We start from the raw sequence: 13,741 nt of genomic DNA, 5'->3' as shown, positions 1-13,741 counted from the left end.
CGCGTGCGCCGAGGTGGTGCTCTGGCGTGTCGGCCGCCCACCGGTGGGTGCTCCCGCCCGGCTCGTCCGACTCGCCCGTAGGCTATCGGGGTGCCACCTGCCGCCACGAACGCCCCCCGTAAGGGCGCCGGTGAAAGCCGGCTCTCCTTGGTGAGACGCGCCCGGCGTATGAAGCGTTGCCTCGACGAGGTTTATCCGGACGCGAAGGCCGAGCTGGATTTCACGAATCCGCTGGAACTGCTGGTCGCGGTCGTCCTTTCGGCGCAGACCACCGACGTGCGGGTGAACCTGGTCACGCCCGCGTTGTTCAAGCGCTACCGCACGGCCGCCGACTATGCCGCCGCCGACCGCGCCGAGCTGGAGGAGTTCCTCCGCACCACCGGGTTCTTCCGCGCGAAGGCCAACTCGGTGATGGGCCTCGGCGCCGCGCTCGCGGAGCGCTTCGGCGGCGAGGTGCCCGGACGGCTGGAAGACCTGGTCACGCTGCCGGGGGTCGGCCGCAAGACCGCGAACGTCGTGCTCGGCAACGCGTTCGACGTGCCGGGGATCACAGTGGACACCCACTTCGGCCGCCTCGTGCGCCGTTGGGGCTGGACCACCGAGGAGGACCCGGTCAAGGTCGAGCACGCGGTCGGCGAGCTGATCCCGCGCAAGGAGTGGACGATGCTGTCCCACCGCGTGATCTTCCACGGCCGCCGCGTCTGCCACGCCCGCAAGCCCGCCTGCGGCGCGTGCCCGCTGAAGAAGGACTGCCCGTCGTTCGGCGCCGGGCCGACCGAGTTCGAAGCGGCCGCGAAGCTGGTCAAGGGCGAGGAGCGTGAGCACATCCTCGAGCTGGCGGCTCGCGGGTGACGGCAGTCACCAAATGGGCCCTCGGCGGCGCGGTCCTGGTGGTCGCGCTGCTCGTGGCCCTGCTGACCACGCGTGGCGGCGACTCGAAGAGCGCGGCCGCGGCCACCGGCGACCTCACCGCGGTCCGCGCGCAGGCGGCCCTGCAGCCGTGCCCGGCGCCGTCCGCCGGCGCGGGTGTGCAGGAGCTGGCCGGGATCCAGGCCGACTGCCTCGGTGACGGCTCGCGCGTGGACGTCGGCAAGGTGCTGGGCGGTGGCCCGGTGCTGGTGAACGTCTGGGCGTCCTGGTGCGTGCCGTGCCGCACCGAACTGCCGGTGCTCCAGCGGTACGCCACCGAGCCCGGCGCCGTGCGGGTGCTCGGGGTGCAGATGGCGAGCCCCGCGAAGGACGGCCTGGGGTTGCTGGCTCAGCTCGGTGTCCACCTGCCGTCGGTTTTCGACGGCGACGGCCAGACCGGCCCGATCCGCACGGCGCTGAAGGTGCCGTCCGCGATCCCGGCCTCCTACCTGGTCACCGCGGGCGGGCAGGTCCGGCTCATCGAGAATCCACGCTTGTTCGAAAACACTGACCAGGTGCGCGCAGCTGTGAAGGACTATTCATGACCGGACCGCTCGTCGCGCCCGAAGCCGTGCCCGAGTGGCTGCGGCCGCTGGTCAAGGTGTCCGCCGAAGTCGACGGCCGGGCGTTCTCCCGGTTCACCCCGCCCGAGGACCCGCTGACGCGCTCGGCCGCCGTGCTCATCCTGTTCGGCGAGCGCCCCGACGGCCCGGACGTGCTGCTCCAGCGCCGCGCCGACACCCTCGGCTCGCACGCCGGCCAGGTCTCGTTTCCGGGCGGCGGCGCCGAGGACGGCGACGGCGGCCCGGTCGGCACGGCAGTGCGCGAGGCCGAGGAGGAGACCGGCGTCGACCCGTCCGGCGTGCTGCCGGTCGCGGTGCTGCCGGAGCTGTACGTGCCCGTTTCGCGCTTCGCGGTGACGCCCGTGCTCGCGTACTGGCAGACCCCGTCGCCCGTGCACGCCGTCGATCCCGGCGAGACGGCCGCGGTGGCGCGCGTCGGCCTGGCCGACCTGACCGACCCGGCCCACCGGTTTCAGGTGCGGAAGTCCGGGCCAGGACTGAAAAGCCCGGTGTGGAAGGGCCCGGCGTTCGACGTCGACGGCCTGTTCGTCTGGGGTTTCACCGCCGGCCTGCTGTCCGCGCTGCTTTCGCTCGGCGGCTGGGAACGGGAGTGGGACACCGGCGACGTGCGCGACCTTGACGTAGCGTTGGCCGAACACCAGGCCCGGAACGCGGCCGGAGGGCGGGGGGTGACCACGTGAACTGGGTTGATGTCCTGGTACTGCTGCTCGCGGTGCTGGCGGCCGTCTCCGGGGCCTTCCAGGGCGTGATCGTGGCGCTGCCCGCGCTGATCGGCGTCGGCATCGGCGCCGTGCTCGGGGTGAAGCTCGCGCCGTACGTGGTGGAGCTGTTCGACAACCAGGTCGCGAAGGTGGCGTTCGCGTTCGGCACCGTGGTGTTCCTCGTGGTGCTCGGCGAGACCATCGGGGTGTGGATCGGGCGGCGGCTGCGCCACAAGATCAACCCCGACAAACTGTCCGGAGTGGACAAAACGCTGGGCGCGATCGTGCAGGCCGCCGCGGTGTTCGTGGTCGCGTGGCTGGTGGCGAACCCGCTGACCACCGTCTCCGCCGTGCCGGGGCTGGCCAAGGCGATCAACTCGTCCGTGGTGCTGGGCAAGGTCAACGACGCGATGCCGGCCGCCGCCCAGGGCTTCCCGACCGATCTGCGGAAGCTGCTCGACGCGTCCGGCTTCCCGTCGGCGGTGTCGCCGTTCGAGAAGGCGCCCTCGGCCGACACCTCGCCGCCGGACTCGTCGCTGGACGCCAGCGCGGTCGTCACCCGGGTGCACCCGAGCGTGGTGAAGATCCGCGGCAACGCGCCGTCGTGCTCGCGGGCGCTGGAGGGCAGCGGTTTCGTGATCGCGCCGCAGCGCGTGATGACCAACGCGCACGTGGTCGCGGGCACCGACGAGGTCGGCATCGAGTCCACCTCGGGCGACTACCGGGCGCGGGTCGTGTACTTCAACCCGGAGGTCGACATCGCCGTGCTGGCGGTGCCGGGCCTGCGTGCGCCCGCCCTGCCGTTCGCCAGGGAGACGGCGGGCGCGGGTGACAGCGCGATCGTGCTGGGCTACCCGCTCGACGGCCCGTACAAGGCGACGCCCGCGCGCGTGCGCGGCCGGATCAACCTGCGCGGCCCGGACATCTACGAGGCGAACACCGTGCAGCGGGACGTGTTCACCGTCCGCGCGACCATTCGCAGCGGCAACTCCGGCGGCCCGATGCTCACGCCGGACGGCGACGTGATCGGCGTTGTCTTCGGCGCGGCGGTGGAGGACCCGGACACGGGCTTCACGCTGACCGCCGAACAGGTCCGCTCGGAGGTCGACGCCGCCCCGTCGCAGACGACGAACGTGAGCACCGGCGCCTGCGCGAGCTAGGCGTGGCGCTCGACGAGCGCGCCCAGCACCTTGCCCAGCGCGGATTGCGCCACCGCCGACGTGTACGGGCCGACGGCGACCAGCGAGGCGATCAACGCGGAGGCCTCACCCGGGGTCAGTGAGATCGGCGGCAACGCGGTCCGCGCGTCGATGGCGTACCCGCCGCCGGGCCCGCGGTGGATGGCGATGGGCACCCCGGCCTCGCGCAGCCGCGTGATGTCCCGCTCGACCGTCCGCTGACTGACCCCGGTCGCCGTCGCGAGGTCCGCGCCCGGCACCCGGCGCGGTGCCCGCACGCGCAGCAGTTCGATGATCGCGTGCTGACGCTCGACCAGCGGAACGGCTTGGTGCAACTGGGTCATGCCCGCGATTCCGCCGGAGCCGACCAGCCGCTGGGTCATTTTCCACTCCCGTGAATTCAAATAGCCGACACAGCTCTGACGTCTACTCGATTTTACGCTGATTTCCCCTCAGCCCGATTGGACGTTCATGGACTCGCTTTTCGCCCATCCCCGCGACTTCCGGAAGCTGTGGATCGGCCAGACGATCAGCGCGTTCGGCGACAAGGCGTCGCGGATCGCGCTGCCCACGGTCGCGTTGCTGGGCCTCGGCGGGACGGCCTGGGACGTCGGGGTGCTGGCCGCGCTGCGCTTCCTGCCGTTCGTGCTGATCGGCTCGGTCGCGGGGGTGTGGGCCGACCGGGTCTCGCGCCGGAAGACCATGATCTGGGCGGACGCGGGCCGGCTGCTGGCGATGGGGTACGTCCCGCTCGCCTACGCGCTCGGCGTCCTCACCCTCGGCGGGCTGTTCGTGGTCGCGGCCGTGGTCGGCGTGCTGACCGTGTTCTTCGAAGTGGCCGCCCAGTCCTACATCCCGGCCCTCGCCGGGGCGGACGGGATACTGGCCGCCAACGAGCGGCTGCAGACCTCACGGGCGGTGGCCGAGGTCGGCGGCGCGGCCGCGGCGGGCGGCCTGATGCAGGTGCTGGGCAGCGCGTTGGCGGTGCTGGCCGATGCCTTGTCCTTCCTGGCTTCGCTGGTTTCGCTCCTGCTGATGCGTCACCGTGAGAACGTCGCACCGAAGCCGGACGAGCCGCGCTCGGCGTTCCGTGAAGCGCGCGAGGGACTGGCCGTGCTGATGGCCGACGCCCGCCTGCGCACCTTGATGTTCGCGACGACCACGGTGAACGTCGGGGTGGCCTCCGCCGCCGCGGTTGTGCTGGTGTTCGCCTACGACTACGGGAAACTGAGCCCCGGCGCGGTCGGGCTCGCGTTCGCCGCCGGCACGGTCGGGCTCATCCTGGGCGCAGTCTCCGCGGGGGCGATCGCCCGCCGGCTCACCGTGGGCCGGACACTGACGTTGGCGATCCTGCTGATCGGGCTCAGTTACCTGCTGCTGCCGGTCGCCGGCCCCGGAGCGGCGCTGATCGCCTTGGTGGCGTGCCAGTTCTTCGCCGGGTTCGCGGACTCGGTCTTCAACATCCACACGCTCAGCCTGGTCCAGCGGATCACGCCACCGCGGCTGCTGGGCCGGGTCAACGGGACCGCGCTGTCCGTCGTGTGGGGCAGCGGAACGCTGGGCGGGCTCACCGGCGGGCTGATCGGCACCGGCTTCGGCGCCCGGCCCGGACTGGTGGTCGCGGCCGCCGTCATCTGCTGTGGCGCGGTGTTCGTCGTCGCCTCCCCGCTGCGGATGATCCGCGACGGCGCGGGCGAACCGGTCAGCCGATGAAGTCCACAATGGACTTCGTCACGCGGTCCGGGTCTTCGAGGTGCGGGAAGTGCCCGATGCCGTGCCAGATGCGGGGCTCGCTGTGCGGCCCGGCCCAGTGCACGGACTCGAGCGCGGTCTCCGGGACGATGCAGGTGTCCACGGCGCCGTGCAGCTGCAGCAGGGGCGCGGCCACGCGTTTGTCCACGGCGTCGGTAAACCGCCTGCCCTCGCCGCGGAACTGCGCGCGGAAGGCCCAGCGGTAGTACTCCAGCGCGGAGTGCGCGACGCCCGGCACGAGCATCGCCTGGCGGAACCGGCCGGCGCTTTCGGTGAAGTCCGCAGAGGTCCGCCAGGCGGGGCCGGCCCAGGCGCGGAAGAGCGTCTCGACCGCGGCAGCGTCGTCGCGCACCAGCCACTTCTCCGGCGCCATCGGCACCTGGAAGCGGAACAGGTGCCCGGCGGCGCGGGCCTGGCCGCGGTGGACGTGCCACGCGGAGCGCTTCAGCTCGGACTTCAGCGCCAGCGGGTGCGCCGCGCCGACGGCCGTCACGGAGGCGACGAGCCGGGGGTGCAGTGCGGCCACCGTCCAGGCGAGCAGGCCGCCCCAGGCGTGGCCGACGAGGTGGGCGCGACGGGCGCCGAGTGCTTTGATCAGGCCGCCGACGTCACCGGCGAGCGTCCACGCGTCGTAACCGCGCGGGGGTTTGTCGGAGTCGCCGTAACCACGCAGGTCGACGGCGACGGCGCGGAAGCCCGCGTCGGCCACCGCGGGCAACTGGTGGTGCCAGGTCCACCAGAACTCGCCGAACCCGTGCAGGAAAAGGACCAGCGGCCCGTCGCCCGCCTCGGCGACGTGCAGCCGGATGCCGTTGGCGGAGACGTCGCGGTGCGTCCACGGGCCGTCGGTGCGGACGATCGACGGATCGGGCGTGGACGACACCGCGTGCACTGCCTCAGCGAGGGAACGCCGGCGCCGGGTCAGGCGCTGGTCGCGGGCAGGTCGTCTTCGGCGGCGCGGTGCGGCTTCAGCGCCGCGGCCGTCTCCTTGACACTGCCGATGGTGCGCTCCGGCGCCTTCAGCTTCTTCACCTTGCGCCAGCCGAGGAACGCCGTGACCAACGTGGTGACGAGCATCAGGCCGAACACGGTGAGGAACGCCGGCCAGCGGACGCCCCACCAGTCGGACAGGATCTCCGCCACGAAGAGGAAGAGGAAGTACGAGCTGTAGAGCAGCACGGCCAGTGCGATCAGGAAGAAGACAGCGCCCTTCAGCGCCTTCTTCACCTCTCCGATCAGCTCCGCCTTCGCCAGCTCGACCTCGGCCCTGACCAGCGTCGACAGGTGCTGGGTGGCGTCGCCGACCAGCCTGCCGATGGACTGCTCACCTGCCGCGGCCTCCTCATCGCTGGAGAGGGGCAGGTAGGGCACGGCCCCCACGCCGTCGGGGCCGGTTCGCTCGTGTTTGGGGCTGCTCACCGGGTCATCGTGCCACGGACCCGATCCACGGGCGCGACGGACCGCCGGGAGTGTCGGGATCGGCTGGGTCAGTCTTCGCCGGTGTCGGCCCGCGCGTGGGCCCGGCTGCGCCGCAGCAGCAGCGCCGCGGAGGCCAGCGACGCGATCGCCGAGGCGATCAGCACGGCCGCTTTCGCGAGTTCGGCCGTCTCGCCTTCGAGCGCCAGATCGGCGATCAGCAGGCTCACGGTGAACCCGACGCCGCCGAGAAGAGCCAGCGCGGCGATATCGCGCCAGCCCGTTCCCCGTGGCTTTTCGGCGATGCGGAGCCGGACGGCCAGCAGGCTCGCGCCGAGGATGCCGACGAACTTCCCGCCGATCAGTCCGACCAGGACAGCCAGCGGCAACGCCGTGGTGAAGACCTCGCCCAGCGCGTGGCCGCTCACCGAGATGCCCGCGGCGAAGAGCGCGAAGAGCGGCACCGCGACCGCCGCCGACCACGGCTGCAGCCGGTGTTCCAGGCGCAGTGCGGGCGATTCGGCTTCGCCCTTGTCCGGCCGTACTCGCGTGAGCAGGCCGAGTGCAACGCCGGCGACCGTCGCGTGGATGCCTGCCGAGTGCACCGCGACCCACACGATCAGCGCGAGCGGCACGTACAGCCACGCCGTACGAACGCGCTTGTGCTGAAGGAATGCGTACAGCGCGAGCGCGACGACGGCGACGCCCGCCGCGACCAGGTTGAAGCCCGTGGTGAACACGATGGCGATCACCAGGATCGCGCCCAGGTCGTCGACCACCGCCAGGGACAACAGGAACACCCGCGCGCTGCTCGGCAGGTTCGACGCCGTCAGCGCCAGCACACCGAGGGCGAACGCGATGTCCGTGGCCACCGGGATGGCCCACGCGCGGTCGGCGCCCGGCGAGCCCCAGGCGATGGCCAGCGCGAAGACGGCGGGCACGATCATGCCGCCGACCGCCGCGATCACCGGCAGCACGGCCTGCTTGAACCGGGACAGCTCGCCGACCACGAGCTCCCGCTTGAGCTCCAGCCCGGCGACGAAGAAGAACAACGCGAGCAGGCCGTCCTTGGCCCAGTCGCCGATCGACAGGTTCAGGTGCAGCAGCTCGGGGCCGACGTGGAAGTCGCGCACCGCCCGGTAGACGTCGCCAATGGGTGAGTTCGCCCAGATGAGCGCGACGGCGGTGGCCACCAGCAGGATGATTCCGCCGGTGGTCTCGGTGCGCAGGTAACGGGCGAATTCGGCGGCCACACGGGCCGGGCGGGAAGCGATCACAGGCGGGAACCTCCGGGAGGTGGGCAACACGAACACCGTTGCCGACCAGACTTCCCGGCGCACCTTTGACGCCATTTTAACGCACGATCGGGCGGGGCCCATGATCATCATGACCCTCACCACACCGGTGCCGGTGTCCTGTTGACCAGTTCGCCTTCTAGCATGCGAATCGAGCACGACAGCGTTGTCTAGAGCAGGGACGAAAAGTTGTGAGTACCTCCAACGAGGTCCAGCAGGACACGAGGTTCTTCGGGCACCCACGAGGGCTGGCGAATCTCTTCGGCGTCGAGATGTGGGAGCGGTTCTCCTACTACGGGATGCTCGGCATCCTCGCGATCTACCTCTACTACAAGGTCGGCCAAGGCGGCCTCGGCATCGACCAGAGCGCGGCTCTGGGCATCGTCGGCGCGTACGGCGGCATGGTCTACCTGTGCAGCGTGATCGGCGCGTGGGTGGCCGACCGGCTGCTGGGCTCGGAGCGGACGCTGTTCTACAGCGCCATCCTGATCATGATCGGCCACATCAGCCTGGCGCTGCTGCCGGGCATGACCGGCGTCGGCGTCGGCCTCGCCTGTGTCGCGATCGGCTCTGGTGGCCTGAAGTCCAACGCGACCGCAGTCGTCGGCACGCTCTACGCCGAGGGTGACGAACGTCGCGACGCCGGCTTCACGATCTTCTACATGGGCATCAACCTGGGCGGGTTCATCGGCCCGCTGCTCACCGGCCTCGCGCAGCAGGAAGTCGGCTTCCACCTCGGCTTCGGCCTGGCCGCGATCGGCATGGCGCTGGGCCTCATCCAGTACACGATCGGGCGCAAGAACCTGGGCGCGCGGGCGTCGGAGATCCCGAACCCGCTGCCCGCCTCGAAGCGCCTGCTGGCGATCGGCGCCGCCGTGCTGATCGTCGCCGTGATCGCCGTGCTCATCACCACGGGGGTGATCACGCCGGACAACCTCGCGGACGTGGTCGTCTATGTCGTGGTGGTCATCTCGGTCCTCTACTTCGTGATGATCCTGACCAGCAAGAAGATCACCTCGGACGAGCGCAGCCGGGTGTACTCCTTCATCCCGATGTACATCGCCAGCGCGGCGTTCTTCTCGCTGTACCAGCAGCAGTTCACCGTGGTCACGGCCTACACCGACCAGCGGCTCGACCGCGGCCTGTTCGGCTGGACGATGCCGGTGTCCTGGGTCAGCTCGATCAACCCGGTGTTCATCATCGTGTTCGCCCCGGTGATCGCCGCGATCTGGATCAAGCTCGGCCCGAAGCAGCCGTCGACGCCGCTGAAGTTCGTGCTCGGCACCGTGCTGATGGGTGTCGCGTTCCTGCTGTTCCTGCCGATGGTGAACACCGGGAAGAACGGCAGCCCGCTGATCGCGCTCGCCGGCATCCTGTTCGTGTTCACGATCGCGGAGCTGATGCTGTCGCCGGTCGGGCTCTCGCTGTCCACGAAGCTCGCGCCGCAGGCGTTCCGGACGCAGATGGTGGCGCTGAACTTCCTGTCGGTCTCACTGGGCACGGCGATGTCGGGCAAGCTCGCCGAGTACTACTCGGTGGACGACGAGACGCCGTACTTCAGCATCGTCGGCGGGGTGGCGATCGTGATCGGGCTGGCGCTGCTGGCGCTCATCCCGTTCATCCGGCGGCTGATGAAGGGCGTGCACTAGTCGTTACGCGAGTGGCGGCCCAGACCGGGCCGCCACTCGCGGCGCCGGACCGGTCAGAGTTCGCCCGAGTAGTCGGCGGTGATCCAGCGGTCGGGCCGGATGGTGAACAGCACGCTGGTGGTGCCGTCGACGCGGTCGGCGAACTCGCGCCCGCCCTCTTCGCCGAAGTAGCGGATGGCGATGGCCTCCCGGGCGGCCCGCGGGGACGGCGTGGCGGCGTCGATGATGGTGCCCTCGACGATCACGTACTGGTAGGGCGGTTCCTCGCGCTGCACGACCAGGGTCACCACACCGGCCTGCTGGATGAGCTTGGCCTTGCGCCGTCCGGCGCCCGTGTTGATCCGGAAGTCGCCGCCCGGGGTGTAGTCGTACCAAATGGGCACGCTCGCCGGCGGGCGGCCGTCGTCGGCGGCGACGGACAGCACGGCGATGTGCTTGCCGGCGAGGAACTCGTCACGGTCGGCATCACTGAGTGGCTTCGGCATATGACGCGCAACACCCCGCCCGGCCGGGGTGTTGCCTAGCCGACGGTGGTGCCGAACAGCACCCCGACGAAATAGGTGACGAGCATGGTGAGCGCGCCGACGCCGACGTTGCGGAGGATCGCCCGCCCCACCTGCGCGTCACCGAGTTTCGCGCTGACGAAGCCGGTCAGCGTGAGCCCGACGACCACAGCCGCCGCGCAGGCCCAGACGCGGACGGACACGCTCGTCCAGGCGATCGCCAGCAGCGGCAGCAGCGCCCCGACGGAGAACGCGAGCAGCGAGGCAAACGCCGCCTGCCACGGGCTGGTGAGGTTGTCCGGGTCGATGCCCAGCTCCGCCTCGGCGTGCGCGTGGAGCGCGTCCTTCTTGGTCAGCTCGCGCGCCACCTCCTCGGCCAGCTCCGGGGAAAGGCCCTTGCCCTCGTAGATTTGCGCGAGTTCCCGTTCCTCGGCCTCGGGCATCGTTTTCAGCTCTTGCTTCTCGAGCCGCAGCAACGCCTGTTCGGTGTCGCGCTGGGTGCTCACGCTCACGTATTCCCCGCCGGCCATCGAAAACGCGCCGGCCACCAGTCCGGCAATTCCGGCGGTGAGGATCGCCGTGCTGTTCGCCGTCGCCCCCGCGACCCCCACCACGATCCCGGCGACGGACACGATCCCGTCATTCGCCCCGAGAACCCCGGCCCGCAACCAGTTCAGCTTCCCCCCGATCCCCTCGTGCGGCTCGTGCGCATGCGCCTCGGCGGCGTCCATCGTCTCGGTCACGATGAATAGTGAAACACGGAATTGGGGCGTTCGCGAGGTCCGGGTTTTGTGGCGTTGATCCGGTTAAGGAAGGGTGTCCTCGGTTATTTTTGCCTTGCCTTATCCGGGTAACCGCCGACTTCTGCGGAAGGGAGATCCAGGCAGCCGCCGCTCGGTCTCGGCCGCGCCGGAAGCGCCGCCACGATCGACGGCGATCCGATCGGCGACCAGGGTGTCCGGGACTGGCCTCCCGTGGACGCGCCGGGTCTTCGGCGACGACGAGGTGGCCGCGCTCGTCGTCGATGGGGTTGAGATCGTGTCCGTCGCGCTGGTGCCGGTCGAGGTGGCCGTGACCAGGCTCAACGCCACGCTGGCCCGGCGGGTCGTGGTCGCGCTCGGGGCCGCGCGCAGCGGTGAGCTGGTGTTCTGCCAGGACGGCGGCCCGGTCTATCCGATCGGCTCCGGAAGCACCCGCACGTCGTAGGCGAGGTCGATCACGGCGTCGGTCGCGGGGTCGGTGAGGGTGACCTGCCAGTGGGTGCCGAACTGGTCGACGGCCGGGTCCATCGGGATGGTGCCGGACAGCAGGACGGTGCCAGGGGTCGCCAGGCCGCGGGCGCGCAGCTCGTCCAGCCAGTACGCGGGGGCCAGTAGTTCGGCCAGGGTGCCGTCCTGGAGGAGGGCGCCGTCGACGTGCGCGGTGAGGCGCAGGGTGTCCAGGCGGGCGGCGACGTCCGACAGCCGCCACGCGCGGCGGGCCAGGACGTCCGGGCCCGCGTTTTTGCTCCACGCCACCCCGTGCACCTCCAGCGCCCGGTCGGTGTGGTCGCAGGCCGCGGTCAGGAGGACGTCGGACGGCGTGACGACCAGCGCCCACTCCGCCTCGCCGGAGGTGCGGGCGTGCTGGGCCGGCACGGAGTCCGTCTGCATCGCCAGGTACGGCGCCACCGGGTACAGCGCGGGCGTGACCGACGGCGCCGGCACCCCCAGCTCGGCCAGCTCCTTCACGTGCGCCGCGACGTCGTCCTGGCTCCGGCCCGCGTAGCCGGCGTTCAGCAGGGTGTGCACGGGCGTTTCCACTTCCGTGCCGTCGGGCAGGGCGAAGCGCAGCATCCGAAACCTCCGAGAGTCTTGCGTTCAGTCATGTATACATGGAGTATATCCGCACTATGACACCAGACGTCACCACGGCGCCGGGCGCTGACCGCCGCTCACTCCGCCGCGCGTTCGCGGCCAGCCTGTCCGGTACCGCCCTCGAGTGGTACGACTTCGCGGCCTACTCGGTGGCGTCGGCGACCATCTTCGGCCACCTTTTCTTCCCCTCCAGCGACGCGCTCGCGGGCACCATGGCCGCGTTTTCCACGTACGCGGTCGGCTACCTCGCGCGGCCGCTCGGCGGCTTCGTGTTCGGCCGGCTCGGCGACCGGCTCGGACGTAAACGCGTACTCGTGGTGACGCTGGTCCTCACCGGCGTGAGCACGTTCCTCATCGGCTTGCTGCCCACGTACGCGGCTGTCGGCGGCTTCGCGGCCGTCATGCTCGTCGCACTGCGGTTCGCGCAGGGCGTGGGCATCGGCGGCGAGTGGGGCGGCGCCGTGCTGCTGTCCAGTGAGTTCGGGGACCCGGCGAAACGCGGGTTCTGGGCGTCGGCCGCGCAGATCGGCCCACCCGCCGGAAACCTGCTGGCCAACGGCGTCCTGGCGCTGCTCGCCGCCGTGCTCACCGACGCGCAGTTCACGTCGTGGGGCTGGCGCGTGGCGTTCCTGCTGTCCGGCGCGCTGGTCGGCTTCGGACTGTGGATCCGGCTGAAGCTGGAGGAGACGCCGGTGTTCCGCCGCATCGCGGAGCTGGGCGAGCGCCCGTCCGCGCCGATCTCGGAGGTCTTCCGCGACGAGCGCCGCGCGCTGGCCGCCGCCGTGCTGGTGCGCGTGTGCCCCGACGTGCTGTACGCGCTGTTCACCGTCTTCGTTCTCACCTACATCACTTCGCACACCACGCTTTCCCGCGGCCAGGGCCTCGCGGCGGTGATGATCGGCTCGGCATTGCAGCTGGTGCTGATCCCGGCGTTCGGCGCGTTGTCGGACCGCGTTTCACGGCGTGGGCTGACGCTGGTGGCAGTGATCGCGGCGGGGATCTGGCCGTTTGTGTTCTTCCCGCTGGTGGGCGACGGCTCGTTCGTCGCGCTGATCATCGGCGTGCTGCTGGCGCTGGTCATCCACTCGGCGCTCTACGGTCCGCAGGCCGCCCTCGTCACGGAGCAGTTCTCGGAACGGCTGCGCTACACCGGCAGCTCGCTGGCCTACACGCTCGCCGGCGTGATCGGCGGAGCCCCGGCGCCGCTGCTGTTCACGGCCCTGCTCGCAGGTTACGACACCTGGATCGCGGTGGCGTGTTACCTCGCGGTCACCGCCGTCGTGAGCCTCGTCGGGGTGCTGATCGCCAGGGACACCAGGGATTCGAAGTGAGCGAGTGGCGCACTCTGTCTACAGTGGAGGGTCAGCCGCTGTTCGGCGGCACCGGCCGGGTGCGCGAGCTGCAACGCGCGCCGAGCGGCCTGGCGTACGAGATCCACTACCCGGCCGGTGTGGCCTCGCCCCCGCACAGTCACGACCACGACAGCATCGTCTACCTGCTCGAAGGCCACCTGACGGGCTCCGTCGACGGGGTGGCGGCCGACCTGCTCCCCGGTGAGACGCTCTTGCACCCGCGCGGGGCGACGCACCACGTCGAGGCCATTGTGGACAGTACGTGGGTGGAGTTCAAGTCCCCGCTGCCGCAACGGCCGCCGGTCGCGTGAGGCGTCGGTGCGGCTCGAACCGGACGTGACGGGATTCGACGACGCGGCGTTCGAGCCGGCTGGGCGACACCCCGGCCCATCGGCGCCGGCTCTACGAACTCAACAAGGCGTGCTCGGCCGACATCCCGGATCGCGGCGAGTTCTACAGCTACGACGAGTACGTCGCCCAGCGCATCGAAGTCCCCGGCTTCGATGAACCGGCGGCTCGGCTTCGTCGACCAGGTATGAGAAAGCC

General features: G+C 70.8%; 16 protein-coding genes. 9 read left to right on the top strand and 7 right to left on the bottom strand.

Annotated elements, in window-relative coordinates; genetic code table 11:
- Positions 1-168: 168 nt before the first annotated feature.
- From nth to OG943_RS33970, 4 genes are read left to right on the top strand one after another with little or no spacing between them, the layout of a single operon-like run.
- On the top strand, positions 169-852 hold the full coding sequence (gene nth, locus OG943_RS33985) for an endonuclease III (protein ID WP_328605015.1): 684 nt from the start codon (positions 169-171) through the stop codon (positions 850-852).
- Positions 849-1,454: a TlpA family protein disulfide reductase gene (locus OG943_RS33980; protein WP_328605014.1), complete on the top strand. Its 606-nt coding sequence runs from the start codon at positions 849-851 to the stop codon at positions 1,452-1,454. Before nth ends, OG943_RS33980 begins: the two co-directional genes overlap by 4 nt.
- Complete coding sequence (locus OG943_RS33975; protein WP_328605013.1) at positions 1,451-2,173, top strand: NUDIX hydrolase; 723 nt, start codon at positions 1,451-1,453, stop codon at positions 2,171-2,173. The genes OG943_RS33980 and OG943_RS33975 overlap by 4 nt, the downstream gene beginning before the upstream one ends.
- The gene (locus OG943_RS33970; protein WP_328605012.1) at positions 2,170-3,354 is read left to right on the top strand and encodes a MarP family serine protease; all 1,185 of its coding nucleotides are present in this window, start codon (positions 2,170-2,172) and stop codon (positions 3,352-3,354) included. The genes OG943_RS33975 and OG943_RS33970 overlap by 4 nt, the downstream gene beginning before the upstream one ends.
- Here the strand turns inward: OG943_RS33970 and OG943_RS33965 are convergent.
- Positions 3,351-3,755 (bottom strand): helix-turn-helix transcriptional regulator, encoded by a 405-nt coding sequence (locus OG943_RS33965; protein WP_328605011.1) that lies wholly within the window; start codon positions 3,753-3,755, stop codon positions 3,351-3,353. The two genes, OG943_RS33970 and OG943_RS33965, sit on opposite strands and share 4 nt — an antisense overlap.
- An 88-nt stretch (positions 3,756-3,843) precedes the next feature.
- Here OG943_RS33965 and OG943_RS33960 point away from each other — a divergent pair, with 88 nt between their 5' ends.
- On the top strand, positions 3,844-5,085 hold the full coding sequence (locus tag OG943_RS33960; protein ID WP_328605010.1) for an MFS transporter: 1,242 nt from the start codon (positions 3,844-3,846) through the stop codon (positions 5,083-5,085).
- On the opposite strand, the gene OG943_RS33955 is transcribed toward OG943_RS33960, so the two are convergent.
- The 3 genes from OG943_RS33955 to nhaA form a co-directional block, all read right to left on the bottom strand.
- Complete coding sequence (locus OG943_RS33955; protein WP_328605009.1) at positions 5,075-6,007, bottom strand: alpha/beta fold hydrolase; 933 nt, start codon at positions 6,005-6,007, stop codon at positions 5,075-5,077. The two genes, OG943_RS33960 and OG943_RS33955, sit on opposite strands and share 11 nt — an antisense overlap.
- Before the next feature lie 38 nt (positions 6,008-6,045).
- Positions 6,046-6,543, bottom strand: coding sequence for a phage holin family protein (locus OG943_RS33950; RefSeq protein ID WP_328605008.1), 498 nt, complete (start codon positions 6,541-6,543; stop codon positions 6,046-6,048).
- Between the two features lie 68 nt (positions 6,544-6,611).
- Complete coding sequence (gene nhaA, locus OG943_RS33945; protein WP_328605007.1) at positions 6,612-7,817, bottom strand: Na+/H+ antiporter NhaA; 1,206 nt, start codon at positions 7,815-7,817, stop codon at positions 6,612-6,614.
- 209 nt (positions 7,818-8,026) lie between these two features.
- On the opposite strand from nhaA, the gene OG943_RS33940 reads away from it, so the two are divergent.
- On the top strand, positions 8,027-9,484 hold the full coding sequence (locus OG943_RS33940) for a peptide MFS transporter (RefSeq protein WP_328605006.1): 1,458 nt from the start codon (positions 8,027-8,029) through the stop codon (positions 9,482-9,484).
- 53 nt (positions 9,485-9,537) lie between these two features.
- Here OG943_RS33940 and OG943_RS33935 read toward each other — a convergent pair whose 3' ends face one another.
- On the bottom strand, positions 9,538-9,969 hold the full coding sequence (locus tag OG943_RS33935) for a pyridoxamine 5'-phosphate oxidase family protein (RefSeq protein ID WP_328605005.1): 432 nt from the start codon (positions 9,967-9,969) through the stop codon (positions 9,538-9,540).
- A gap of 35 nt (positions 9,970-10,004) precedes the next feature.
- On the bottom strand, positions 10,005-10,730 hold the full coding sequence (locus OG943_RS33930; protein WP_328605004.1) for a VIT1/CCC1 transporter family protein: 726 nt from the start codon (positions 10,728-10,730) through the stop codon (positions 10,005-10,007).
- Between the two features lie 211 nt (positions 10,731-10,941).
- Between OG943_RS33930 and OG943_RS33925 the strand changes: the two genes are divergently transcribed.
- A complete protein-coding gene (locus OG943_RS33925; protein ID WP_328605003.1) occupies positions 10,942-11,193 on the top strand; it encodes a hypothetical protein in 252 nt (83 codons plus the stop codon).
- On the opposite strand, the gene OG943_RS33920 is transcribed toward OG943_RS33925, so the two are convergent.
- Positions 11,157-11,822: a DUF2848 domain-containing protein gene (locus OG943_RS33920; RefSeq protein ID WP_328605002.1), complete on the bottom strand. Its 666-nt coding sequence runs from the start codon at positions 11,820-11,822 to the stop codon at positions 11,157-11,159. The two genes, OG943_RS33925 and OG943_RS33920, sit on opposite strands and share 37 nt — an antisense overlap.
- A gap of 56 nt (positions 11,823-11,878) precedes the next feature.
- Here OG943_RS33920 and OG943_RS33915 point away from each other — a divergent pair, with 56 nt between their 5' ends.
- Entirely contained in the window at positions 11,879-13,174 is a 1,296-nt protein-coding gene (locus OG943_RS33915) for an MFS transporter (protein WP_328605001.1), read from the top strand.
- Positions 13,171-13,506 carry a cupin domain-containing protein gene (locus tag OG943_RS33910; protein ID WP_328605000.1) on the top strand — a complete coding sequence of 112 codons (336 nt, stop codon included), beginning with the start codon at positions 13,171-13,173 and terminating at the stop codon, positions 13,504-13,506. The genes OG943_RS33915 and OG943_RS33910 overlap by 4 nt, the downstream gene beginning before the upstream one ends.
- The last annotated feature ends 235 nt before the right edge of the window (positions 13,507-13,741 follow it).

This window comes from Amycolatopsis sp. NBC_00345, from assembly GCF_036116635.1.
Classification (GTDB): Bacteria; Actinomycetota; Actinomycetes; order Mycobacteriales; family Pseudonocardiaceae; genus Amycolatopsis.
Note: the sequence above shows the minus strand (reverse complement) of the source record. Positions and strands in the feature narration are given on the sequence as shown.

Coding starts and splice junctions, on each gene's coding strand:
- nth (WP_328605015.1), top strand. CDS start 169: ATGAAGCGTTGCCTCGACGAGGTTTATCCGGACGCGAAGGCCGAGCTG.
- OG943_RS33975 (WP_328605013.1), top strand. CDS start 1,451: ATGACCGGACCGCTCGTCGCGCCCGAAGCCGTGCCCGAGTGGCTGCGG.
- OG943_RS33965 (WP_328605011.1), bottom strand. CDS start 3,755: ATGACCCAGCGGCTGGTCGGCTCCGGCGGAATCGCGGGCATGACCCAG.
- OG943_RS33960 (WP_328605010.1), top strand. CDS start 3,844: ATGGACTCGCTTTTCGCCCATCCCCGCGACTTCCGGAAGCTGTGGATC.
- OG943_RS33935 (WP_328605005.1), bottom strand. CDS start 9,969: ATGCCGAAGCCACTCAGTGATGCCGACCGTGACGAGTTCCTCGCCGGC.
- OG943_RS33920 (WP_328605002.1), bottom strand. CDS start 11,822: ATGCTGCGCTTCGCCCTGCCCGACGGCACGGAAGTGGAAACGCCCGTG.
- OG943_RS33915 (WP_328605001.1), top strand. CDS start 11,879: ATGACACCAGACGTCACCACGGCGCCGGGCGCTGACCGCCGCTCACTC.